This window comes from Stenotrophomonas sp. CASM101 (genome assembly GCF_049384845.1).
GTDB lineage: Bacteria > Pseudomonadota > Gammaproteobacteria > Xanthomonadales > Xanthomonadaceae > Stenotrophomonas > Stenotrophomonas hibiscicola.
Genome location: NZ_JBMRFR010000001.1, coordinates 37,673 through 58,713, shown reverse-complemented (window position 1 = coordinate 58,713; position 21,041 = coordinate 37,673). Strand labels below are relative to the sequence as shown.

32 protein-coding genes and 3 tRNA genes are annotated in these 21,041 nt (G+C 64.1%); 15 read left to right on the top strand and 20 right to left on the bottom strand.

Features of this window, described 5'->3' with window-relative positions; all coding sequences use genetic code 11:
* The first annotated feature begins 10 nt into the window (after nt 1-10).
* Nucleotides 11-739: an ABC transporter ATP-binding protein gene (locus VG543_RS00370; protein ID WP_019658988.1), complete on the top strand. Its 729-nt coding sequence runs from the start codon at nt 11-13 to the stop codon at nt 737-739.
* Nucleotides 736-1,656, top strand: coding sequence for an HlyD family secretion protein (locus VG543_RS00365; RefSeq protein ID WP_423177436.1), 921 nt, complete (start codon nt 736-738; stop codon nt 1,654-1,656). The genes VG543_RS00370 and VG543_RS00365 overlap by 4 nt, the downstream gene beginning before the upstream one ends.
* 2 nt (nt 1,657-1,658) lie before the next feature.
* Here the strand turns inward: VG543_RS00365 and VG543_RS00360 are convergent, their stop codons facing one another.
* A complete protein-coding gene (locus VG543_RS00360) occupies nt 1,659-2,087 on the bottom strand; it encodes a hypothetical protein (RefSeq protein WP_021202080.1) in 429 nt (142 codons plus the stop codon).
* 133 nt (nt 2,088-2,220) lie between these two features.
* Here VG543_RS00360 and VG543_RS00355 point away from each other — a divergent pair.
* The 4 genes from VG543_RS00355 (at nt 2,221) to VG543_RS00340 (ending at nt 3,931) form a co-directional block, all read left to right on the top strand.
* A tRNA-Gly gene (locus tag VG543_RS00355) sits at nt 2,221-2,296 on the top strand.
* A gap of 142 nt (nt 2,297-2,438) precedes the next feature.
* Nucleotides 2,439-2,514, top strand: a tRNA-Gly gene (locus tag VG543_RS00350).
* Nucleotides 2,515-2,580: 66 nt separating this feature from the next.
* Nucleotides 2,581-2,654 (top strand) — tRNA-Cys (locus VG543_RS00345).
* A 161-nt stretch (nt 2,655-2,815) separates the two neighbouring features.
* On the top strand, nt 2,816-3,931 hold the full coding sequence (locus tag VG543_RS00340) for a site-specific integrase (protein ID WP_049420731.1): 1,116 nt from the start codon (nt 2,816-2,818) through the stop codon (nt 3,929-3,931).
* Here VG543_RS00340 and VG543_RS00335 read toward each other — a convergent pair.
* Genes VG543_RS00335 through VG543_RS00260 form a run of 16 tightly spaced genes read right to left on the bottom strand, consistent with a single transcriptional unit; the run spans nt 3,919 to nt 10,457 of the window.
* Nucleotides 3,919-4,305 carry a hypothetical protein gene (locus VG543_RS00335; protein ID WP_423177435.1) on the bottom strand — a complete coding sequence of 129 codons (387 nt, stop codon included), beginning with the start codon at nt 4,303-4,305 and terminating at the stop codon, nt 3,919-3,921. The two genes, VG543_RS00340 and VG543_RS00335, sit on opposite strands and share 13 nt — an antisense overlap.
* Nucleotides 4,302-4,589: a hypothetical protein gene (locus tag VG543_RS00330; protein ID WP_049420728.1), complete on the bottom strand. Its 288-nt coding sequence runs from the start codon at nt 4,587-4,589 to the stop codon at nt 4,302-4,304. Before VG543_RS00330 ends, VG543_RS00335 begins: the two co-directional genes overlap by 4 nt.
* The gene (locus VG543_RS00325) at nt 4,586-5,317 is read right to left on the bottom strand and encodes a hypothetical protein (RefSeq protein WP_423177433.1); all 732 of its coding nucleotides are present in this window, start codon (nt 5,315-5,317) and stop codon (nt 4,586-4,588) included. The genes VG543_RS00330 and VG543_RS00325 overlap by 4 nt, the downstream gene beginning before the upstream one ends.
* On the bottom strand, nt 5,310-5,570 hold the full coding sequence (locus VG543_RS00320) for a hypothetical protein (RefSeq protein ID WP_423177432.1): 261 nt from the start codon (nt 5,568-5,570) through the stop codon (nt 5,310-5,312). Before VG543_RS00320 ends, VG543_RS00325 begins: the two co-directional genes overlap by 8 nt.
* Nucleotides 5,567-6,853, bottom strand: coding sequence for a hypothetical protein (locus tag VG543_RS00315; protein WP_423177431.1), 1,287 nt, complete (start codon nt 6,851-6,853; stop codon nt 5,567-5,569). The genes VG543_RS00320 and VG543_RS00315 overlap by 4 nt, the downstream gene beginning before the upstream one ends.
* A complete protein-coding gene (locus tag VG543_RS00310) occupies nt 6,850-7,089 on the bottom strand; it encodes a hypothetical protein (protein WP_423177430.1) in 240 nt (79 codons plus the stop codon). Before VG543_RS00310 ends, VG543_RS00315 begins: the two co-directional genes overlap by 4 nt.
* Complete coding sequence (locus tag VG543_RS00305; RefSeq protein WP_423177429.1) at nt 7,089-7,784, bottom strand: hypothetical protein; 696 nt, start codon at nt 7,782-7,784, stop codon at nt 7,089-7,091. Before VG543_RS00305 ends, VG543_RS00310 begins: the two co-directional genes overlap by 1 nt.
* Nucleotides 7,781-8,173, bottom strand: a complete 393-nt coding sequence (locus VG543_RS00300) for a hypothetical protein (protein WP_423177428.1) — start codon at nt 8,171-8,173, stop codon at nt 7,781-7,783. The genes VG543_RS00305 and VG543_RS00300 overlap by 4 nt, the downstream gene beginning before the upstream one ends.
* 7 nt (nt 8,174-8,180) lie before the next feature.
* Nucleotides 8,181-8,669, bottom strand: coding sequence for a hypothetical protein (locus tag VG543_RS00295; RefSeq protein WP_423177427.1), 489 nt, complete (start codon nt 8,667-8,669; stop codon nt 8,181-8,183).
* Nucleotides 8,666-8,905: a hypothetical protein gene (locus VG543_RS00290; RefSeq protein WP_049442269.1), complete on the bottom strand. Its 240-nt coding sequence runs from the start codon at nt 8,903-8,905 to the stop codon at nt 8,666-8,668. Before VG543_RS00290 ends, VG543_RS00295 begins: the two co-directional genes overlap by 4 nt.
* On the bottom strand, nt 8,902-9,228 hold the full coding sequence (locus VG543_RS00285; RefSeq protein ID WP_423177426.1) for a hypothetical protein: 327 nt from the start codon (nt 9,226-9,228) through the stop codon (nt 8,902-8,904). Before VG543_RS00285 ends, VG543_RS00290 begins: the two co-directional genes overlap by 4 nt.
* A complete protein-coding gene (locus VG543_RS00280; protein ID WP_423177425.1) occupies nt 9,225-9,497 on the bottom strand; it encodes a hypothetical protein in 273 nt (90 codons plus the stop codon). The genes VG543_RS00285 and VG543_RS00280 overlap by 4 nt, the downstream gene beginning before the upstream one ends.
* 15 nt (nt 9,498-9,512) lie before the next feature.
* Nucleotides 9,513-9,833, bottom strand: coding sequence for a hypothetical protein (locus VG543_RS00275; RefSeq protein ID WP_423177424.1), 321 nt, complete (start codon nt 9,831-9,833; stop codon nt 9,513-9,515).
* Between the two features lie 2 nt (nt 9,834-9,835).
* Nucleotides 9,836-9,985: a hypothetical protein gene (locus VG543_RS00270; protein WP_423177423.1), complete on the bottom strand. Its 150-nt coding sequence runs from the start codon at nt 9,983-9,985 to the stop codon at nt 9,836-9,838.
* Nucleotides 9,982-10,236 carry a hypothetical protein gene (locus tag VG543_RS00265; RefSeq protein WP_423177422.1) on the bottom strand — a complete coding sequence of 85 codons (255 nt, stop codon included), beginning with the start codon at nt 10,234-10,236 and terminating at the stop codon, nt 9,982-9,984. Before VG543_RS00265 ends, VG543_RS00270 begins: the two co-directional genes overlap by 4 nt.
* Complete coding sequence (locus VG543_RS00260; protein WP_049400533.1) at nt 10,233-10,457, bottom strand: hypothetical protein; 225 nt, start codon at nt 10,455-10,457, stop codon at nt 10,233-10,235. The genes VG543_RS00265 and VG543_RS00260 overlap by 4 nt, the downstream gene beginning before the upstream one ends.
* 281 nt (nt 10,458-10,738) lie before the next feature.
* Here VG543_RS00260 and VG543_RS00255 point away from each other — a divergent pair, with 281 nt between their 5' ends.
* On the top strand, nt 10,739-11,032 hold the full coding sequence (locus tag VG543_RS00255; protein WP_423177421.1) for a hypothetical protein: 294 nt from the start codon (nt 10,739-10,741) through the stop codon (nt 11,030-11,032).
* Between the two features lie 9 nt (nt 11,033-11,041).
* Here the strand turns inward: VG543_RS00255 and VG543_RS00250 are convergent, their stop codons facing one another.
* Nucleotides 11,042-11,395, bottom strand: coding sequence for a hypothetical protein (locus VG543_RS00250; RefSeq protein WP_423177420.1), 354 nt, complete (start codon nt 11,393-11,395; stop codon nt 11,042-11,044).
* Nucleotides 11,349-11,882, bottom strand: coding sequence for a hypothetical protein (locus VG543_RS00245; protein ID WP_423177419.1), 534 nt, complete (start codon nt 11,880-11,882; stop codon nt 11,349-11,351). The genes VG543_RS00250 and VG543_RS00245 overlap by 47 nt, the downstream gene beginning before the upstream one ends.
* Nucleotides 11,883-11,959: 77 nt before the next feature.
* On the opposite strand from VG543_RS00245, the gene VG543_RS00240 reads away from it, so the two are divergent.
* Complete coding sequence (locus tag VG543_RS00240) at nt 11,960-12,286, top strand: hypothetical protein (protein WP_423177418.1); 327 nt, start codon at nt 11,960-11,962, stop codon at nt 12,284-12,286.
* A gap of 7 nt (nt 12,287-12,293) precedes the next feature.
* Here the strand turns inward: VG543_RS00240 and VG543_RS00235 are convergent, their stop codons facing one another.
* The gene (locus VG543_RS00235) at nt 12,294-12,572 is read right to left on the bottom strand and encodes a hypothetical protein (protein ID WP_423177416.1); all 279 of its coding nucleotides are present in this window, start codon (nt 12,570-12,572) and stop codon (nt 12,294-12,296) included.
* A 131-nt stretch (nt 12,573-12,703) separates the two neighbouring features.
* On the opposite strand from VG543_RS00235, the gene VG543_RS00230 reads away from it, so the two are divergent.
* The 7 genes from VG543_RS00230 to VG543_RS00200 all read left to right on the top strand — a co-directional run bounded on the left by VG543_RS00230 (nt 12,704) and on the right by VG543_RS00200 (nt 21,041).
* Nucleotides 12,704-13,141 carry a hypothetical protein gene (locus VG543_RS00230; protein WP_253119652.1) on the top strand — a complete coding sequence of 146 codons (438 nt, stop codon included), beginning with the start codon at nt 12,704-12,706 and terminating at the stop codon, nt 13,139-13,141.
* Nucleotides 13,142-13,710: 569 nt separating this feature from the next.
* The gene (locus tag VG543_RS00225) at nt 13,711-15,963 is read left to right on the top strand and encodes a DUF5906 domain-containing protein (RefSeq protein WP_423177415.1); all 2,253 of its coding nucleotides are present in this window, start codon (nt 13,711-13,713) and stop codon (nt 15,961-15,963) included.
* Between the two features lie 342 nt (nt 15,964-16,305).
* The gene (locus VG543_RS00220) at nt 16,306-16,950 is read left to right on the top strand and encodes a hypothetical protein (RefSeq protein ID WP_423177413.1); all 645 of its coding nucleotides are present in this window, start codon (nt 16,306-16,308) and stop codon (nt 16,948-16,950) included.
* Entirely contained in the window at nt 16,947-18,866 is a 1,920-nt protein-coding gene (locus tag VG543_RS00215) for a phage terminase large subunit family protein (protein WP_423177412.1), read from the top strand. Before VG543_RS00220 ends, VG543_RS00215 begins: the two co-directional genes overlap by 4 nt.
* A complete protein-coding gene (locus VG543_RS00210; RefSeq protein ID WP_197573113.1) occupies nt 18,866-19,198 on the top strand; it encodes a hypothetical protein in 333 nt (110 codons plus the stop codon). The genes VG543_RS00215 and VG543_RS00210 overlap by 1 nt, the downstream gene beginning before the upstream one ends.
* A gap of 92 nt (nt 19,199-19,290) precedes the next feature.
* Nucleotides 19,291-19,509 (top strand): primosomal replication protein PriB/PriC domain protein, encoded by a 219-nt coding sequence (locus tag VG543_RS00205; protein ID WP_423177411.1) that lies wholly within the window; start codon nt 19,291-19,293, stop codon nt 19,507-19,509.
* Complete coding sequence (locus VG543_RS00200; protein ID WP_423177410.1) at nt 19,509-21,041, top strand: phage portal protein; 1,533 nt, start codon at nt 19,509-19,511, stop codon at nt 21,039-21,041. The genes VG543_RS00205 and VG543_RS00200 overlap by 1 nt, the downstream gene beginning before the upstream one ends.

Genomic DNA, 21,041 nt, shown 5'->3' with positions numbered 1-21,041 from the left:
GGACCGGCCGATGACTTCCACACGCGCCATCGCCCCGACCCTGCAGGCCGAAGCATTGGAAAAAGGCTTCATGTCCGGTGATGTGCAGGTGCCGGTGCTGCGTGGTCTGTCGCTGGACATCTATCCCGGCGAGCTGACCCTGGTATCCGGCCCGTCCGGCTGCGGCAAGAGCACGCTGCTGTCGCTGCTGTCCGGCCTGGCCGCACCCGATGGCGGTCGCGTGCACGCGCTGGGCCAGGACGTGGGCCACATGACCCGCAGTGAAGTGGAGCGTTTCCGCCTGCACCATGTCGGCTTCGTGTTCCAGGGCTTCAACCTGTTCCCGGCACTGACTGCGTTGGAGCAGGTACAGCTGCCACTGGGCTACCGCGGCATGCGCAATCGCGAAAGCGAGCCGCTGGCCCGCATGGCGCTGGAAGAAGTCGGCCTCAGCCACCGCAGCCACATGCGCCCGGCGCAGCTGTCCGGTGGCGAGAAACAGCGCGTCGCTGTCGCCCGCGCGTTCGCCAAGTCGCCGACGTTGATCTTCGCCGACGAACCCACCAGCGCGCTGGACGCCGAGAACGGTCAGCGCGTGATCGACATCCTGCATCGCTACGCACGTGCGCATGGCGCCACCGTGCTGTGCGTGAGCCACGATCCGCGCCTGATCCGGCATGCCGATCGGGTGATCGCCATGGAAGACGGCATGGTCCGTGATGACCGCCGCCAGAACGAAACCGTAGAGTCCGCCCCATGACCAAGACGTCGCATCTGCTTCCCCTCAGCCTGGCCCTGTCCGCGGCACTGCTGCTCGGCGCCTGTTCCAGGGAAGCGCCCACCGCTGCATCGGCCCCCTCAGGCAAGGAGGGTACTGCCGCCGCCGGCAAGGTCGCCGTGGCGCGGGGCATCATTGACGTCGAAGGTGGCCTGATCGCGCTGGCACCGCCGGTGGATGGCTCGATCATCGCCGCACCGGTGAAGGAAGGCGCCACGGTGAAGAAGGGGCAGCTGTTGTTGTCGCTGGATGGTGCCCTGCTGCAGCAGGAGGTGGCGATGGCCAGCGCCGATCTGGCCTTGGCCAATGACCGCCTGAAGGGCAGCCAGGCGCAGCTGCGCGAACTGGAGCGCAACGCCACTCGCCTGTCCACGGGCGCCAGCGAAGGCGTGTCCTCGAACCAGCAGGCCGATGCAGCCAAACAGCAGCTGGCCGGCGTGCGCGCCGATGTCGACGTGGCCGGTGCGCAGGTCGACATGGCGCAGCACAAGCTGGAGCACGCGAAGCTGAAACTGCAGCAGATGTCGTTGAGCGCGCCGGAAGCCGGCACCGTGGTCAGCCAGGTGCCGGGCGTCGGTGCCTTCGTGCAGGCGGGCAAGCCGGCGATCTCGTTGCTGCCGGCGCGCCCGCTGCAGGTGCGCGCCGAACTGAGCGCCGCCTACGCCGATGCGGTGCAGGTAGGCATGAAAGCGGCGGTGGTACCGGACAGTGATGGTGCCGAGAACACCGGCACGCTGCCGACCGCACGCGTGGTACGCATCAGCCCGGTGTTCGCGCAGGCACGCCTGCCTGAAGATGCAGGGCGTGGCGTGGCCAAGGTGGTGGAGTGTGTGCTGGAGTTCGATGGCGAGGCCAAGGCGCGCTTCGGCCAGCACGTGCGGGTGGAGTTCCGGAAATAGGCCTAGCGTGGTGGCGGACGCCTGAACGCCCGCCACGCGCTCACCGCCGACACCCCGCACAGCGCCAGCAGCAGGCCCACGTCCAACAGCAGCAGCCACAGCAGGTGCATGCCTTGTACCGGCGGCTGGTGCATCGCCGACAGCATCCACGGTACCGACCACACCAGCAGCAAGGCAAAGGCGATCAGCAGACGCAGCCACAGGCGTTTCAGTTTCCAAGGCCGCACGATCAACGCGGCCACCACCAGCTCAACCGTTCCCAGCAGCGCGAACAGGATGACGGTGCTGGTCGGGTAGGGCAGCTCAGCGCCTTCCAGTCGGTGCAGCAGCCAGTAGTCCGGGGTGAAACCGGCATTGACCAGCGCGGCGATCAGCGCCAGCCAGGTCAGCGCGACCAGCAACCAGAACAGGCGGACGTAGCGTCTCGGCATCGGCGGTGTCCGTGCTTGGGCGGGGCAGCGTACCCCAGCGCGGACGCCCGTGACCGCATGATGTGAAGACTGTTGACGGCGTGAAGGAATTTGGACACAATGGCGCTCCTTCGACGCAGGTCGAACGGAATCTGCGGGAATAGCTCAGTTGGTAGAGCGCAACCTTGCCAAGGTTGAGGTCGCGAGTTCGAGTCTCGTTTCCCGCTCCAGATTCTACAGGGCCCCGGTAGGGGCCTTGTTTTTCTCCCGCCACGGCAAGGCGGGGCACGTTGGGCCACAAGGCTTTACGCGCAGTCAGAAAGGTGAAATCGCTGGTGTGTTTTCCGGATTTCCGGTAGCATGTCGGCTTACGCGGGAATAGCTCAGTTGGTAGAGCGCAACCTTGCCAAGGTTGAGGTCGCGAGTTCGAGTCTCGTTTCCCGCTCCATGTTCCGACAGGCCCCATCTTGGGGTTTTGTCTTGTCAGGGCTACGTTCCTGGCGTGAAGTACGTTGGCCTCATGGCAGAGTGGCTATGCACCGGATTGCAAATCCGTTTACAGCGGTTCGATTCCGCTTGAGGCCTCCAAATAAAGCCCTGATTTATCAGGGCTTTTTCTTTGCCTGGCGTTCGACACCCGAGGCCGAGATCCCCTGATTCGCCCCCAAAATCATCGGTCTGCCACCCGTTTTCGGGTGGCAAACTCGCGTTAACATGTGCCGAGTGCGTTTACGTGAGTTTGAGCAGGGATGGCAACCAAGCGACGCCGGGGCGACTCCTGGCAGTACACGATCAAGCGGGCGGGGCTGCTGCCCCAACCGGTCTACCTGAGCTTTGCCTCGGAGGCGGAAGGCGACGAGTATGTGCGTCGCCTTGAGGCGCTGCTCGACCGTGGGGTGGTGCCGGAGGAGCTGGCAAACACCAAGGCGGCGGCGAAGGACCTGCGCAGCCAGGTGACGGAGTATCGGAGCGCGCAGCACATTTCTGTCGATGACGAGCAGCTGCTGCCGGTCCTGCTCTCGCGGTTGCCTATCGGAATCACCTTGCCGCAGCTGACCTTCACTTGGGCGACAGAGTGGGTCACCACCATGAAGCGCGAGCAGAACCTTGCGCCTTCAACGATCCGACACTACGTGGGGGCACTCTCGCGTGCCTTGGATTGGCTGGCTGCCCATGGCGCACTGCCAATGAATCCACTGCGGCTCCTGCCTCGGGGTTATTCGACGTACACAGCTGATGACAAGATCGCCGTGAAGCGCATAGATGGGGAGGCGAAAGCTGACCAGGAGCGCGATCGCCGTCTGGAACCTGGTGAGGAAGAACGCATCCGCGAGATCCTGGCCGGCGCCAAGCCACCGGGGCGGCAGCGGCCGCTCGACCTGCCACAGCGGGAGGCGTTGATACTGATGTTCGACATGGCGCTGGAAACCGCCATGCGCATGCGGGAGATCTACACGCTAGAACGCAGCCAGCTCGATGTGTCGCGGCGCACGATCTTCTTGGACAAGACAAAGAACGGGAGCAAGCGTCAGGTACCCATGACTTCGGTACTGCTGGCGAAGCTTGCCGCGTATGAGGGTGATTACGAAGGCCGGCTATTCCCATTCTGGGCGGGTGAGCGTACTCCGCTCGCCCTGCGGCGTGTATCGAGCAAGCTGTCGCGCCAGTTCGAGCGCATCTTCGTTGCGGCCGGATGCGCGGATCTGGGCTTCCACGATCTACGTCACGAAGCGACGAGCCGGCTGTACGAAAAGACCACGCTGACAGACATCAAGATCGCGAGCATCACCGGGCATCGCGATCCGCGCCAGCTGAAGCGATACGCCAACTTGCGTGCTTCCGATTTGGCCGATCAGCTTTGGTGATCGGCCTGCTCGTAAGCGCGGAGGTCGGGGATCTTTGTGCGACGGGACTTGCTTGCACGTCTGGTCGGAACTGATTCGGGCGTGTTGGCTGCAAGCCGGGTCCCGATGGCCGACTTCTTGCGCTCAGCAGCTTGCCTGCGCCCTTCCGAACGCAGGAAGTCGATCAGGTCCTCACGCAGCATGACCGTGTGCTTCTGATTCAAGCGCACGGCAGGCACTTCACCCTTGTCCACGAGTTCCTTCATGGCTTCGAGGCCCAAGCGCATCATGCGAGCTGCACCTTCAAGGCCAAGTGTGTCGTACAAGCTCTCAACCTGGCCTTCATTGGCTTGCTTCATATGACGGGGCTCGCGACGCTGATACTGATGATTCATCGGCGCTCCTTGTGCCGTACGGCAGGGTCGATGCCGTAGGTATCGGCGAGCGCGCTCGTGAGCCGATAAGCCGTCGCCCGGCTCACGCTAAACCGCGCGATCACCTCTTCGGCTGTAGGGAACTTCTCCTGCTCGTGCGCCCACTTCATGAAAAGCATGATCGACCGCATGTAGCCGTAGCCTGCGAGGTCGTGCTTGACCCTGCGGGCCTTAACTACTGGCGGCATCGACGCATCGGCTGAGAAGTCCCGCGCGCCGAGTCCAATAGACGGTGAGAGGTTCATGCGAACAAGCCCAGTTGGGCCGGGAATGCCGGCGGCGGGGTGGGAGTGGATGCCAGTGCTGCCCGAACGCGGCGTGGCTTTACCGCAGGCGGTGCGCGGCGCACCAACTGCAGGTAATCGCCGTCGCCGCGCATCTGCCAGGGGCGCCCCTTGATCGGGCAAACGTCGTGGTAGCCCGCGTCGTAGTGAGTGGCGGGCGGCCCTTCGCGATACCTGAGCTGCACCTGGTAGTGCGATCTACCGGCGAACTTTGCCGGTTCGAGGTGTGGACCTGTCACGCTCTTGACCGTGAACAGCGGAACGCATCGACTCCATCTTGTGTCGTCTCCCGGCTGATCGGGCTGGCCATAATCAGCCCTAGGTTCGTCCTTGTACCATGCCCAGACTTTGTCACCGACCTGGAACGGCTGCAGCTCTTCAATACCCGAGTGAGTGCGCGCAGGGAGCGGCGGGAACAGGTCGCGGATCGAGTACCAGTACCCGCGACCGTTCATATCGCTCAGCTGCGTCATCGGGAAGAGGGCGACGACGACGACGCCGCCGCGCATCAGGTAGAACGCACGCCCGCATGGCGAGGGACCTCCCTCGATGCTGGATAGGATGGCTTGACGCGACCATCCCTTGACCAGCCTCCGCGAAACGATGCCGTCGGCGATCTTGAACGCCAGATCTTGATCGATGACGCCTTTGCCTTTCCATGGTGCAGCGGTGAGCAGCTGGTCAGCCATGGCCTGCCAGCTCCATCGCTTCGACCATCGCCTCATCGAAGTCATCGGCCGGAAGTCCAGCAGACACCCCCGCGCCACCCTGGACCGCGTCGATGATCTGGTCGCAGTCAACGTCGGCAGGCTCGCAGCCGTATTTCTCGACGCAGAATTCGCACAGCTCTTTGTTCGCGAGGTAGAACGCGCTGGCCGCCTTGGCAGTGCGGTCAATCAGCCGTTGCAGCTTCCGGCGCTCGGTTGCGCTGTCGATGCTCATTTGCCCACCGCCTGGCTGTCGATCAAGTCGATCTGCGCGGCGATCAGCGCACCAGCGCGCACCAGGTCACGGCGTGCATCAACTGGCTTCCACCACTCCGGTGCCCACGGCCAGAAGAAAGGCGGTTCCTGCAAGGCAATGTGACTGCGGGTGCCTACTTGGAGATCCATGGCAGCCAACTGCACGTAAGCGGTCGCGGCCCTGGCCAGTTCGCCCTCGCGATACTGCTGGTCGCAATCTCGGGAGAAGCCCTCGGCCTGCAGCTGTCGCTCGCGCTCGGCAGCGATGGCTTTGACGCCGGCACCCAGGTCCACTGCCTGCGCGGGGTCGCGGCGGTGGAATCCTTCGATGGTGGCGCCGGCCCATGCCGCAAATCGCTTCGCCTCTGCGATCTGATAATCGGTCATCCGGTCGTGCTGACCCATCCCAAGGGCAAACCGCAGCGGCTGGCCGACAGGGCTGCTGCCTCCCTGGTGGTGCCACAGCACCCATGCAATGGCTGCGCGCGCCGTGTCGGTGAACTCAGGGGACATTTCCACCGGCTCCCCCACCGGCTGTCGGTCGCCCTTCTCGCTGCAGAATTCCGTTGCTTCGCCCAGAGCAACGCTATCCGGTTGCTTGGACGGCTGGCGGGCGGCGAGTGTTTCTTCGTCAGTCAACTGTTCCAGCAGCCATTCGAAGGCACCGTTAACGCTGCAGCCGCAGTGGATCAAGTCCTTGGCTTGGTCCAACAGGTCTTCGTAGTCGATGACCGGCTCGCCCACCGGCTGGCGGGCGGCGAGGGCTAGACGGTGTTCAGGCATTTCCAGCACCAGACAGATCGCGTCCACGCACGCCTCAATGCAGGCGGTGTAGCCAAGGTCTTTGCCGTCTGCCTCGGTGAACGCGTACTGGCCGGCTTCGAGTGCATCCGCCTTGGCGCGATCACTCCAAGTGAACGGAGCATCCCCCTGACCACCCGGGGAGGGCTGGGCGGCGAACCAGCGACGGATGTTGTCAGCGATCACCTGCGGGTCGGCAATGTCGCCCCCGGGGACACATGCAGCGAGCATTGCTTCCAGGTCGAGGCTGCTGGGCCGGGAGGGCTGGGCGGAGAGGGCGGCGCGTGCGTAGTCCCGCATCTGCTCGGCGGTGTACGCAACGGGCGTGTAGTACACGTCATGCGGCCCCATGCCGGTCCCGCGCTCTTCGTAGACCATCGGGGGCAGCGGCGGTAGCCAGTCCCCCAGCCTCACCCTCCCACCGGGCCGCACGTCCGCCAGGGTCCTGATGTCGTTGCTCATGCCTGCATGTCCTTGTTGTTGGCGGGAAGGCGCGCCAGGCGCAGCGATTCCCGGGTGAGGGGATATGGACCACGCTTCACCCGCGTGTCTGCTGTGGTCAACGACACGCCCAGTTCGTCAGCGATCTGGCGCATCGTGTAGCGCTTGTTCTCGACCACGCGGGCGTAAAGCGCGGCCTTTGCTCTGCCGGCCTTGACCCGGTATCGGTGGTGCCGCTCGCTCAGCGTTGGGTCCATCAGGCTGCGCCATTCCGCTCGTGCATGGCAGCGATGGCCAGGGGCCGCACGAACCACGCAGCGAGACCGTCTTCCGTCTCGCCTAGCCACGCCAGACGCCAGTCCTCTCCGGGTGCCTCCGGGTTCCAGTCGTGCAGTTCCTGTGCGGCGCTGTAAACGCCCGATCCGATGCCCTCTTCGGAAAATTCGCCCTCGACCACGGCCAGGTCGAAGCCCTGTGCGAGGAACAGCGGCCGCAGCGATACCTCGCGACCGTCAGCCCACATTGGCACGTCCGGATGGCACAGAATCTCGCCGTCGGCGTTGCGCGCTGGGAGGCGACTCGGGTGGTACATGCCACGCCAAGGGTCCGCTGGGTCGACCACAGTGCGAGTCTGATTCCTGACCAGCTCCAGCAGTTCAGTCGCCTGCGCCAGCCGGGCACGGGTGGTATCGCAGAGCGGGGTGTCGCCGTCCTGCAGGCTGCTACGCAGCGTCGCGACATACGCGGCTACGGGGGCTTCGAACACGCGCAGATCCTGCTGCCGGGGCAGGCGATGATGCAGGTCACGCAGCGCGGTCTGCGCCTGGGCGACGGTGATGGCCTTCGCCTGGTTCGGCAGCCACACGGCCTCGACCGCGATCGCGGTGATCGTGTCAAATGCGTCGCGCAGAACGGGGCAGTTCGTGGGGAGAAGCGTGAGGTTCGCGGTCATTGGCGGGCCTGATCGAATAGAGTGAAGGTGTTCACGAAGGCGCCAGCGAGCGGCGCTTCGCATGCGGCGTTGGCGTCCCCGGAGCGGCGACGAGGAAACGGCGGCATGCGGCGGTACCGGCCGTTGGGATCAGCGGCGTACTTCCCGTCTCTGAGCCGCACCGCCTGGTACTGGGGAAAAGCCTCATCAGGCAATGCCTCGCGGGCCTCCTTGATCAGCGCGACAAAGCGCTCCTGCCAGTCGATGGGCATGGACTGCAGGGTTCGGCGCGGCACCACCAGGTAGGCGGCGCGACTGAGGCCGAAGGCCTGCCAGACCGGGCCATCGGAATAGGTACTGCCAGGCCTACCGGGTTCCGTGACGGTCGCTGCGTGCGAATTGCTGCTCATGGAGGCCTCAGTCGATGTCGTGGGTTGCCATGCGCTCTGCATAGCTACCGTGGTTGGCCGCATGACGGCTCATCAGCGGGCGAAGCGGGGTGTGCCCCAGCACTTCGATGTGGCCGCCTGCTGCGAGGAAGGCGTCTAGGTCGTCGGCCAACTGCTGCCGGTCGAGTTCCCTGTGTCGAATCGTGGTCGCCGCGTCACTGACGCCGGTGAGCGGACCTACCACGCAGGTCGGTCGCTCCCGCACGGGTACCGCACGCAGCGGTGCGATCGCATGTTGGGTGTGGGTGGATAAGCGCCAGATCCCGCGCACGCCGGAGCGGTGGCAGATGGCCTGGCCGCTGCGTGCCAGCCCCTTCAGTGTGTAGCCGATGGCCTGGTGGGTGCTGTTGATGCGTCCAGCGGTCTTGATCTGTTCGACTGTTGCGCCTTGCGGGAACATGGACAGGACCTTACGCACTTCGGCGGCCCGGCCGATCTGTTGCGGGCGGGCGCTCATGCGCGGGCCTCCGCGAGCAGTTCGCGCATTGCCCAGCCGTGGTGCAGGACACGCGACGAGTGGTGAGCAACGGCATCCGGATTGTTGGTCAGGACGAGCGTGTCCTCCAGGGGATACGCGGTGTGGCCGTCCCAGTCGTCCAGTACCTCACGCAGGCCAAAGTGCGCGCGCAGTTCCTGTGCGTTGGAGGTCTTGCCGCAGCGTTGCGGCCCGTAGATGACAACAGAACGGTTCATGCGGCGATTCCTCGCGTGTGGCGCGTTGCGCGGTTGTTGGGGGAGATCGAACGAACGCGCACGCCTTGGCGGTCGAGCCAGCGGTGCGCGGCCTGTGCGGCAAGTCGGTTGAGGGAAAACGTGACGCCGCCGAGCGTGAGCGAGTGGTGCGATACCCCCACGTTCCGGCTGGCGCTGGCGGCGACCTTCAGGAGCGACTCGCGCGGGGCAGCGGTGTAGAGGCCGGCCCATAGCCAGCCATGGCACACCATCAGCACGAGCGACTCACCCTGGTGGCCGGTGGCGAACTGCTGCTCCACGGGCAGCGTTGGCTGCGCGCTCATGCCGACAGCGCCAGGTCACGGGTCTTGGCGATCTCGACCTCGGCGGCGGCGATGCCGATGGCGGTCAAGGTCGCCTTGCGCGGCAGCTGCGGGTCGTCGTACCGGATCAACACGCGCTCATCCAGCCAGTTCATGACGCGGCGCGTGAACAGCTTCTCGGGTCGGTTGCGGGGCGCAAACCCGTTGGCGGTACGGTGGAGTGTGTGATCCGAAGCGCCATGCGCTGCGAGCAACGCGGCTTTTTCCTTCGGCTTCAGTGGAGCGGCCATGGGCAGTTCTCCTGGTCAGGCAGCGATGGGCGTGGAAGAGGAAGCAGCAGCGATCTCGGCCAGGACCTCGCCGCGATGCCGGGCGAGCAGGGAGATCGGGGTGCGCAGGTGGGCAAGGCTCGGATCTGTCCAGCGCAGCTCGGCCAACGCGGCCTTTTCCATCGGTACCGGACGGGTGGCGAGGCCGCACCGATGGCATTCGATGTGCAGCAGCGGAGGGCAGGGCGCGCCCAGGCGATGGCCGGTCGGGGCGCCTGCGGTCACGACGATCTGCGGTCGATGGCCGGGGCCGCACAGCGGCACTGAATCGGGGAGCGGGCGAGCGGTCTGGCGCATGGTCAGCCCCTCACCGAGGTGCTGAGGGCCCAGCGCGCCTTGGCCGCATCGCGGTCTGCGTGCGCCTGGTGGATCTCGGCGATGCGCAGCGGCACGACAACGGCGGCCAAGAGCGCTACGGCGGCCCATGCGAGGCGGAGGCGCTGGCTCATGCGGCACCTGCCTGCACGAGGACAAGGGTGCCGTCGCGGGTGATTCCAGGACGCCCGCCCGTTGCGTCGCACAGGGCCTGCTGCAGGTCGAGTGCGTCCTCTTGCCAGAATTGAGCGGCGTCTTCTGCTCGCCACAGCTGTTCCCGGAGGCGCTCATTCTCGACAGCCAAACGTGCGGCCTCTGCGCAGAGCTGGCTGAACGCCAAGCGGTCGAGACGGCGCCAGATCGCGCTTGCAGTTCGTGCGCTCATGCCCGCACCTCGGCCGACATGTCGCGCGAGCAGGCTTCCAGGCGGAGGCTGGCGACGCCCATGCGCCGGGAGCGGCGCAGCTGGTTGCGGCTGTGTTCGCCCTTGCTGCGAACCCACAGGGTTCGGGCGGTGCTGTGATCGCGTGCTGCCACGGCCCGCAGGGCCTTCACGGCCAACAACGGCAGCAGGCAGGGGCTTGGATCGGCGTAGCGATGAGACATGGCGCGCTCCTGTTCGAAGGAGGGCGCCGGCGGGTCAGGGGCCGAGGGGGCGGCTGCTACCGGCCAGGGGAGAGGCCAGTAGGGTGGCGACCCGCCGGTCGCCCGCCAGCTGGAGAGCTGGCAGGGCGGACTCTACAAACAAACTTGTGCGCTCGTCAACAAGAAAACTTGCGTCGATGCGATTGAAGTGGACTAGTGCCGGCCAGGAGACAGTCCTCGCCGCAGCTGAATGCGCCCTCGAATGCTAACCTTCAGGCCTTCTATGGAGGGAGGGGAGCTGTATGGAAGTCTTCTTCAGCACACTGGGCGCTCTGGGCGTCTGGCTGGTTGCCTTAGCCGTGCTGGCATTGGTGGTTATGGGGTTGCTCATGCCTTTTGCCGTGTTCGGCATCAAGCCGCTACTGCGGGTGCTTATCGAGGAGCAACGCAGGAACAATCGGCTGCTGGCTAGGCAGGGGTTGAGGGACCAAGGACTTGAGGCAGGGGACGTGGCAGGCGTGGCCACGTCCAAAGATGACCGTGAGCCGCAGACGCTACAGGACTTCATCCGGGAACGTGGCGGGCATAGTCCGTAACCGTCCTCGTCAAGGGTTCGGCAGTACTTCAGCCATGTTCTTGATGAGCCCAGTCTGCTCAAGCGGGAAGCCTTCCATGATGGCTTCCCTTGCTTCTTCCATCTCGCAGAGCAACGCACGAAGCTCTTTCGCTGAAAGGTCGGTTAGGCGTTGCCTCAGGACCAGGTGCTGGTCGACTAGCCAGCTCAGCTGGAAGGCTTCACATAGCAGGCGAATCCTGCGGATGTAGGCGAAGGCGATCGCGTCATTTGACGCTGTCGCGTGGCACTGTCGTGGGCACCTTGTGTCGGGCGGCCGTGCCTGCTGCCGAACTTTGCTAGCGAGTGCCTGCGCGAGAGCTTCCAGTGCTGCCGCTTCCTTCATGATCAACCCCCTTTGAAATCTGGCGCTTCCGCAGGTGTGCGGTGAAGTCGACCACGTTGTCTGGCGTAACTGCCTTCTCCTGACGGGCGGCCAGGTAGTTGTGAGCCAAGATGACAATCGAGGCGTCGTTCGCGTCTTCAGGATCGAATGAAGACCCGAGCGCAAGGCAGGCTAGGCGGACAAGTTGGTACGACGCGGCAAGCGTAGGGGCGTCGAGTTGCACTGGTTGAGATTGTGCAGAACGGGGTGCTGAGAGGGCACAGAGCGGCTCGCCCTTGTCCCAAGTCAGGAACTGCTCAACAGACATGCCGAACGCGCGTGCCAGCTCCGGGATGTACCGGGGGCGGCGGGTTGGAGTGTCGAGCAACTGCTGGATGTGCTGGTACTTCACGTTGGGTGCGCCCGCCGCGCGGACACGGGCTGCAAGAGCCTCCACGCCAAGTCCGTGGGCCTCCATAAGGCCCCGTGTGATTTCACCTATCAACATGCAAGCAATCTTGCACTGTTGATTCGCAAGAAAGATTGCGCTAATTTACCGCAAGAATTCTTGTGAACGGGCATTCCATGACCCCTCTGCAACGGGCTATCGCGATCTGTGGCACCCAAAGTGAGCTGGCGCGTCGGGTTACCGGCAAGCCCGCCACGGGCTATGTCTATCACTGGCGCAAGAACGGTGTGACTGAGGAGGTGGCGATTGCCATTGAGCGGGCCGTTGCGTCGGCGATGGCCGAGAACCAGGACGCTGCGCTGCGCGCCGATACCCTCGGGGGAAGAGTGACTGCCGATGAACTGATCCCGGGTGTGCGCTGGGAGCGTGATGCTGACGGCGCAATCGTGGGCTATTTCAAGAGAGTCGTCGGATCGACGGGGGTCGTTAATGCCAGCCCGTGATCCTGCCCTAACCGTCGCCATAGCTCGCTTCGGTTGGGTTCGCGGGCACCAGCATTACCGCCTGCACCTGATTCGGCAGCAGCTCCGCAAGGGCGGGGTGGTTTTGATGCTTCTGGCGATGATTCTCCTTCTGGCGTTCGGAGTGCAAGGGCGCCCACAAGACCGCAACAACGCCGCCTGTCCCGGTGCGAACGTCAAAGGATCGAATGGCCTGAAAGCGCATGCGCTGAGGGAAGCTGATGATCTCTGGCATAGCCGGAATTTTGAGGGCGGCACCGGCCAGCATGGAACGATGAAATGCTCGGCATTTCAGGGGAAGGGCGCATGACTTGCCTTCGCTCTGATCTGCATTGGCGGGACGCCCTAAACAATGCAGTTTCCTGCGCACCAGGTGGTGTGCAAGACGCTGCTGCACACGTGAGCAAGCGTCGCGGTAAGTCCATTACTACAGAGACGCTGCGGAAGAAGTTGCGTGGAATCGAGGGCGAGTCTGTCTCCATGGAGATGGCCGAGATCCTCACCGAGTACCTACAGCGATTCGTGGGTACGCAGGCAATGGCAACCGACTGGGTGTGCTCATTGGCTGGACAGTTCGGCTTGATGGTGGATTACGTGCCAGCGCCACCTGTCGGCGGTTGGCCTGACGAGCTGGCGGCGATCCAGAGCAAGCTCCTCGAACTGCACAAACTGACAGGCCAACTGGCTGGGGCAGGCATTGATGCACTGGCCGACCGACGGCTGAGCATTCCAGAGGCTGATCGCATCCAGGACCTGTCCCGCGAAGTGCGCACGCTCTGCTTCAGGCTGGAGCGGAATGCGTGCCGCGCTGCTGGTCAGCAGGGGGCTGAGGACTGACGTGGCAGTTCACCGCGCCCATCGATCCAAGTATCGACGGCGTGGTCAGGCCAGCGCTTCTGCGCGGCATGCCATGGAACTCGCAGCACTCGCGCTAACTGACGCGGTGCCGGGACTGATAGGCGATGAGGCATTGGTAGAGCGCGAGCGCATCCGCCAGCGACAAGAGCAGCAAGACAACCGGCAGCACTGCCTGCCTTTGGGGAACCCTGATGTACCACGCAAGCATTGATTCGGCCCCATCCCCCCGGGTGGCTTGTGGAAGGCCACGTGCTGGCCGCGCTACTGAATCCGCCCTGGCATTGAGAGCGATTCTCGATACCAGCGTTGGGTCCTCCCTGGACCTGACGAACGCGGGTATTCCGACGCGCATTTCCTGGGTAGATAGCGGCTCGGGAAACTACTGAATGTCTGAGAATTATGGGGATGTACTGCAGCAGCTGCAGTCCGCTGGCCTGCTGATCACCGAACTGGACACCACCGGACGCATGGTCCGGTGCCGAGTCGAGGGCTCACGCGAGCGCCGCGGCTGGTACGCGCTGCACGAACTGAACACCTCGGCCGGCGAGGTGCTGGTCGTCGGCACATACGGCGTCTGGCACGGCAACGAGAACGGCGCAACGAAGGTCGATCTGCGCAAGCGCGACAAGACCTTCTCCGATGAGCAGCGCGAAGCGCTGCGCAATCGGCTGGCGGAGGACCGCCGCCGTGCGGAATCTGCCCGCCAAACCCAAGCGAAGCGGGCTGCAGAGCGGGCGTCGTCCGCCTGGGCCAAGGCCAATGCAGTTGGCGAGGCTGATTACCTGGTCAGCAAGGGCGTGCAGGGTTTCGGCCTGCGCTATGGCACGACGGGCGCCGCACTTGTTCCGCTGCTGGACGTCAACGGGCAGGTGCACGGCCTACAGGTGTTGCGCAGCGCGAAGCTGGCGGCGGCAGGACGCAAGCCGGCCAAGGAGTACTGGCCGGCAGGCATGGTCAAGAAGGGCCACTTCCACCTGATCGGCGGAAGCCCGCAGTGGATCCTGCTGGTCGCCGAGGGCTATGCCACTGCGGCAACGCTGCACATGGCGACGGGCTACCCGGTGGCTGTGGCGTTCGATGCTGGCAACATGCTGGCCGTCGCCTCGGCCCTGGCGAAGCGCTATCGCGGCATCAAGATGCTGCTGTGTGCCGATGACGACGTGCTGCAGAAGTGCCGGCACTGCAAGAGCCGCCTGGTGCTGGCCGACCATCCGCAGTTCTGCCCATCGTGCGCGCAGCCGCATGGCGCGTCGAATGCCGGCCTGCTCGGTGCCGAGGCAGCAGCACTGGACGTGGGCGGAGCGGTGCTGCACCCAGTCTTTACCGACGAGCCGGCCAGACGTGAGCGCTTCATCGACAACGGCCGAAAGGTCAGCGACTTCAACGATCTGCACGCCCAGGAAGGCCTGCATGTCGTTCGCGCCCAAGTGGAGGCCCGCCTCACGGAGCTGTCGTGGCGGGTGCCTGCCGAAAAACGCGCGCCTTCAATCACCAGCAACGGGGGCGAGGGGAATGATCGCCTGGCACCGATCCACTCGCTGAACGAGTTGCTTGAGCGCTTCGCTCTGGTCTACGGGCAGGGCGGCACGGTGTTCGACCACAAAGAACACATGCTGGTCGCACTGGGCGACATGCGCGATGCCTGCGTGCGCAAGGAACTGCACCGGGCGTGGATGGAGCATTCGGATCGGTCCATCGTGCGGGTGCGCGAAGTGGACTTCGACCCCTCGTGCGAGAAGCCAGGGGTAACCTGCAACCTCTTTGCCGGTTGGCCGACCGTACCGCAAGAGGGCAACTGCGACCGGCTGCTGCAGCTGCTCTGGCACATGTGCGGCAACGAGGCCAACCAGAAGGCGCTGTACGACTGGGTGGTCAAGTGGCTTGCTTACCCGCTGCAGCATCCTGGCGCCAAGATGAAATCGACCATCGTCATTCATGGTCCGCAGGGCACCGGCAAGAACATGTTCTTCGATGAGTACATGAAGCTCTACGGTGACTATGGGCGCGTGTTGGACCAGGCGGCGCTGGAAGACAAGTTCAATGACTGGGCCAGCCGCAAGCTGTTCCTGCTGGCCGACGAAGTGGTCGCACGCACCGAGGTGTACCACCTGAAGAACAAGCTCAAGGCGTTGATCACGGGCGACCGCATCCGCATCAACCCGAAGAACATTCAGGCCTACGAGGAGGACAACCACGCGAACCTGGTGTTCCTCTCCAACGAGGCGATGCCTGTCGTGCTGGAGGAGGATGACCGGCGTCACGCGGTGATCTGGACGCCGGACAAGCTCAGCCAAGAGTTCTACACCGCGGTGTTGGCCGATATCCGGAATGGCGCCACGGCGGCACTGCACCACTATTTGCTGCAGGTGGATCTGACTGGCTTCACCAATGGCACCAACCCGCCGATGACCCAGGCGAAAGAGGAGCTGATTGGCCTGAGCCAGGATAGCCCGCAACGGTTCTTGGACGAGCTTTACGGCGACGACATCCCCGGGCTCAAGCCCATGCCGGCGCTCTCGAAGGAGTGGTACGAGGTCTATAAGGCCTGGTGTGCGCGAGAGGGCCTGCCGCGCCCGGCGCCGTCACCAAAGTTCATCAACGCGCTGGTGCGCAAGCGCCAGATCACCCATCCCGATCGGGCGCGCAAGCGCTACCAGATCGAGCAGAGCGTGAACGGACCTCACGGCTTCCTGATGCTCGGCAACTGCACCGTGCCTGACGGGAAGACAGAGGCAGCATGGCTGGGAGACCAGGTCGTGTCCTTCCGTCGCATGTTCTCCGACTACAAGGGGCGTGCGTGATCACTACACCCATCAATGTGCGGCGCGTGCGGGATGTGCGGGCCGATGTGCGGGCATTTAATTGCCGTGAATCTCTTGCAGCAGTAGGCGTGTGCGGGATGTGCGGGATTCGGCCTACATGGGCGGGCGCGGGTGAGCGTGATCGTTCCCGCCACAAACGCCTAGCAGCCACTCGCGTGTATATGGGGTCCCGCACATCCCGCACGTGCCGCACACGCCTACTGCCGCAGCGATTCAGTCTCGTCCCGAAGCCGCACAGGTCACCGCACAGCCCGCACATGCTCGCGCGCGCGCATTTTTCCGTTTTAACAATCTTCGAAGTAAATGGAGTAGGGGGTAGCAATGGCTGAGGATGACGTGACGATCACTGGCAAAGAGTTGGCCTCCCTGATCGGCTGCAAGCCGTCCTACGTGGTCGAGTTGAGGAAGAAGGGTAGGGTGGTGGTGGGTGCTGGCGGAAAGGGATTCCTGAAGACCGCCTCTCTGGATCTCTACGCTCGTACCGCAGATCCGGTCTATGCCGGCGTAGCCCAGCGCCACGCCGATGAGCGTGGCAGCTCGCTGGTGGGGAGTGGGGAGGGTGCCAATGCTATCGACCCCGACATCGATGACGATGAAGAGGACAGCGACGAGGACGATTCCAAGCCCTCACGGGCCGGTCGGCCGCAGACCCCGGATTCCGCGCGCAAGGCCAAAGCGCTGGCCGACAAGGCCGAGACCGATGCGCACCTGGCGCACATCGCGCTGCAGAAGGAGCTGGGACTGCTGTTGCCTCGTGCGGACGTAGAAGCCTTCCTTGCTGAGCACGCAACGACCTTTCGGGGGGCGATGGAGCGCTTGGCCGATACGCTGGCGCCGCAGCTGGCTGCAACGCTGGATGAGGCTGGGTGCCGGCGTCTGGTGTGGGATGAGGTGAGCCACGCACTGGAAGAACTGAGCCAGGGCTTCCGTACGTTGGCGGCCAAGGCAGCGGAGGCTGTGGAATGATGGAGGCACAGAGCTGCCTGGCGGCGGTACTGGCGCGCTCGCTGCAGCCGCGGCGGCCCATGAGCGTGTCGCAGTGGTGCGATGAACACATGCGCCTGTCCACCAAGAGCGGCAGCAAACCCGGGCGCTGGGTGACGGACCGCAACCCGCCACTGCGTGAGCCGATGGACAACATGTCCGCGCGTAGCCCGGTGCATGACCAGGTCTGCATGTTCCCGATCCAGTTCGGCAAGAGCCAACTGGCGACCAACGCCATGGCTTACTGGATGGACTATGCGCCTGGCCCGATGATGTACGCACTGCCGGGCGAGGTATCCATGAACAAGTGGATCGCCCAGAAGCTCAACCCGATGATCGAGGTGTGCGCGGCGGTCAAGAAGGCGCTGACCAGTACCGCCAGCCGCGACAGCGCCAACCAGCGCACGTTCAAGGACTTCGCTGGTGGCCAGCTGTTCGTGGAGCATATGGGCAGCCCGCAGCGCCTGAAGTCCTCGACGGTGAAGTACCTGCAGGTGGATGAAATCGACGAAGCGCCGCAGCAGCTCTCCACCGGCGACGACCCGGTGAAGATGCTGGATGGCCGCACATCGTCCTTCCCGACCACCTACAAGCGTCAGTACATCAGTACGCCTGGCATCGCCGGGCTCAGCCGGATTGCGAAGCTGTACGACAAGAGTGACCAGCGCCGGTACCACGTGCCGTGTCCCCACTGCGGCTATTACCAGGCGCTGCAGTGGAGTGGCCTCGTGTGGTCGGCCGACAGGAGCCACGCGTGGTACGCCTGTTGCGAATGTGGCGTCGCCATCGAGGAACACTTCAAAACCGACATGATTGCCAACGGCCGCTGGGTGGCGGCCAACCCTGACTCGCCCATTCGCGGCTACACCATCAACTGCCTGTACTACCAGTTCGGGCTGGGGCCGCGCTGGTTGGACCTGGTAAAAGAGTGGCTGGAGGCGCAGGGTGATCCTGCATCCCTCAAAACCTTCGTGAATGACCGGCTGGCCGAGACGTGGGAAGACCCGTCGATGCGCGCGGTCAAGCACAATGTGATCAAGGATCGCGCCGAGCCCTACGCCCTGCGCTTGGCTCCGCTCGGGGTGCTGGCTGTCACAGTGGGTGTCGATACCCAAGACGGACGCCTCGCAGTGCACGCCATTGGCTGGGGGCGCGGCATGACCGCCTGGACATTGGATTATGTGGAACTGCAGGGTGACCCTGCAGAGGATGCCGTGTGGGTTGCGTTGACGGATCTGTTGAATCGCGCCATCGAGCGAGCGGACGGCGCTCTTCTGCGCCCGATGGCGGTCGCTATCGACGCTGGTGGCCACCGCACGGAGGCGGTCAAGAACTACGTCCGCCAGCGGCGTGTCACCAGGCCCATGTGTATTTTCGGCGCCGTTCCGAACAACGCCCCCGTGCTGTCGAAGGGCAAGCTGGCTGACGTAACCTGGAACGGCAAAACTGACAAGCGTGGCATCACCATTCACCACGTCGGCACCGTGGCTGCGAAGCACTATCTGTATAGCCGCCTCTCCGCCGATGCGGAGCGCGCTGTCGAGACGCGATTGGTGCATTTCAGCGATGAGTTGCCGGACGAATACTTCCCCGGTTTGGTGTCGGAGGTCTACAACCCGGTGAAGAACCGATTCGAGAAGAGGGTTACACGTAACGAGCCGCTGGACACTTGGGTCTATGCCTACGCCGCCGCGCATCACCCGGAGGTCCGCCTGCATCGCTACACGCGTGCAGACTGGGACGTTTTGGAGGCCCGCTTGCTGCTGACCGTGAACAGTGCTGATTCCCGTGAAACAGAGGCAGCGCCGGCCGATGTCCAGGCGAAGAGTGTTTCGCGTGGAACGCAACAGGTCCGTCCGCGTAGCAGCGGGCTGGCGCGAGATGGGTGGGCGCTCTGATGGCGAAACGTACCGAGTCAGCCGAAGAGTTGAGGGAGCGGATCCTGGCCGCCATGCGGGCCGACATAGGTATCAGTGAGCGCATGGCGCTTCCGTTCGTTGAATCGGTGATGCAGTGCTTTGCCGGAGAGCAGCCGTACTTTCCTGCAGCAGTTCGAACCTACCCCTTGGCGGAAATTCGTCGCTCTCTGGAAGCTGGGATTCCAGTGAAACAGGTCATGCGAGACTTTGACGTGTCCAGATCAAAGCTGCACGAGCTGTTCCCTGGCGGGCTTCCGAGAAAGGGAAAACAGGTGTCGTCCACGGTTTCAATGAAAGTGGAGACAAATTAGTTTTCTGCGCCTTTTGAATCAGTAACTTAAGGGGGCCGCTGTCCACGGTTTTATTGAGTTCGTGGACAGTGCTATCCGTAGCCTATGTAGTCATGAAGACTGCTCAGGAAATGCTGGATTTCTACATCGACGCGGAGGTCGCCGTTCTTTCGGGCCAGACCGTTCGCATCGGTGATCGCCAGTTGACCCGGGTGGACCTGGCTGAGATCCGTTCCGGTCGGAAAGAGTGGCAGGCTGCGGTCCTGCGTGCAGGCTCGGTCGCCGGTCGGCGGGCACGCTGGGCCAACGCCCATTTCGGTGGGGTGACCTGATGTCCTCCGCGCAGATCGCCAAGGCACGATTGGGCGCCGCTCTCGGCGCCGATCGCGCTGTTCAATCGGCGCGGGCTCAGATGGCCCCGGTAATCGCCCGCGCGCACGAAGTCACGCGCCCATCACGAAACAGAAAGCTGGCGAGGGACTGGGGCAGCGGCAATGCAATCGCAGGCATGGATGCGCGCCAGCTCCGCGATCAGGCCCGCCATCTGGAGCGCGACCTGGATCTGGCGGACAACGCGCTGAACGTCCTGGTCCAGAACACTGTTGGTGCTGGCATCGACGTGCTCTCTGCACCTCGACTTCCGGGGCAGCCGATCAACCGCGATCTGGCATTGCAGTTGGATGACCTCTGGGACGCCTGGTGGGATGCGCCAGAGGCCACCCGGACGCACGATTACGGCATGTGCCAGCAGCTGCTGGCACGCAGCTGGTTCCGCGACGGCGATGCGTTCTACCAGGACCTGATTGGCACAGTGCCTTACTTCGAGCACGGCACCGTTGTGCCGTACAGCTTCGAGATGTTGGAAGCCGACCTGGTGCCGCTGGACTTCAACGATCCGGCGCGCAACATCCTGCAAGGTGTGGAGCGCAACGCATGGGGCCGGCCTATCGCGTTCCACGTCTACAAGAGTCATCCAGGCGATCCGATGGGCGCGCGGCTGGAGACCAAGCGGGTTTCTGCCGAGTTCATGCACTGCATCGCGCTGATGAAGCGTCTGCACCAGGTGCGAGGGCTCAGCGTGTTCGCGAGTGCCATGTCCCGCTTCGAGGACGTGAAGGACTACGAAGAGTCCGAACGTATTGCTGCCAAGGTGGCGGCGTCGATGACATTCCAGATCAAGAAGGGCAGCGGCGAGCAATACGGCGCGGATCTGGGCGGCCAGGCCATCCTCCAGGACGGTGTTCCGATTCGTGAGCTGCGCCTTGCCCCTGGTGCGATCTTCGATGATCTGTTGCCTGGCGAGTCGATTGAGAGCTTGGGTACCGACCGGCCGAATCCCAATGCCGCGACCTGGCGCAAGGAACAGTTGCGCGCAGCTGCCGGCGGCATCGGCGTGAGCTATTCCAGCCTGTCGCTGGACTACAACGGTACCTATTCGGCGCAGCGTCAGGAGCTGGTCGAGAAGTGGGGCAGCTACCTGATGCTGGCCGAGCGCTTCATTGCCCTGTGCGTGCGACCGCAGCGCATGCGTTTCGTGGAGGCATGCGTGCTTTCGGGACGCGTGCGCCTGCCCCGTGGATGGACGCTGCGGGACCTGGCCGCCTCCACGTACGTCCGCCCGGTGATGCCGTGGATTGATCCGTTGAAGGAGGCCTACGCACGCGGCGAGGCGGAGGACCGCGGCTGGGTGTCGCCGCAGCAGAACACCCTTCAGTACGGCAACAACCCCGCTGAGGTACTGCGTCAGCGTCAGGACTGGCAGGAACAGACCCAGACCCTTGCGCCGCCGGCGCCCAACACCAGTGCAGAAGCCCGTGCCCAAGTCTTGGGCCAGCTGACGCGCGATCTTTCTAGGAGCGAATGA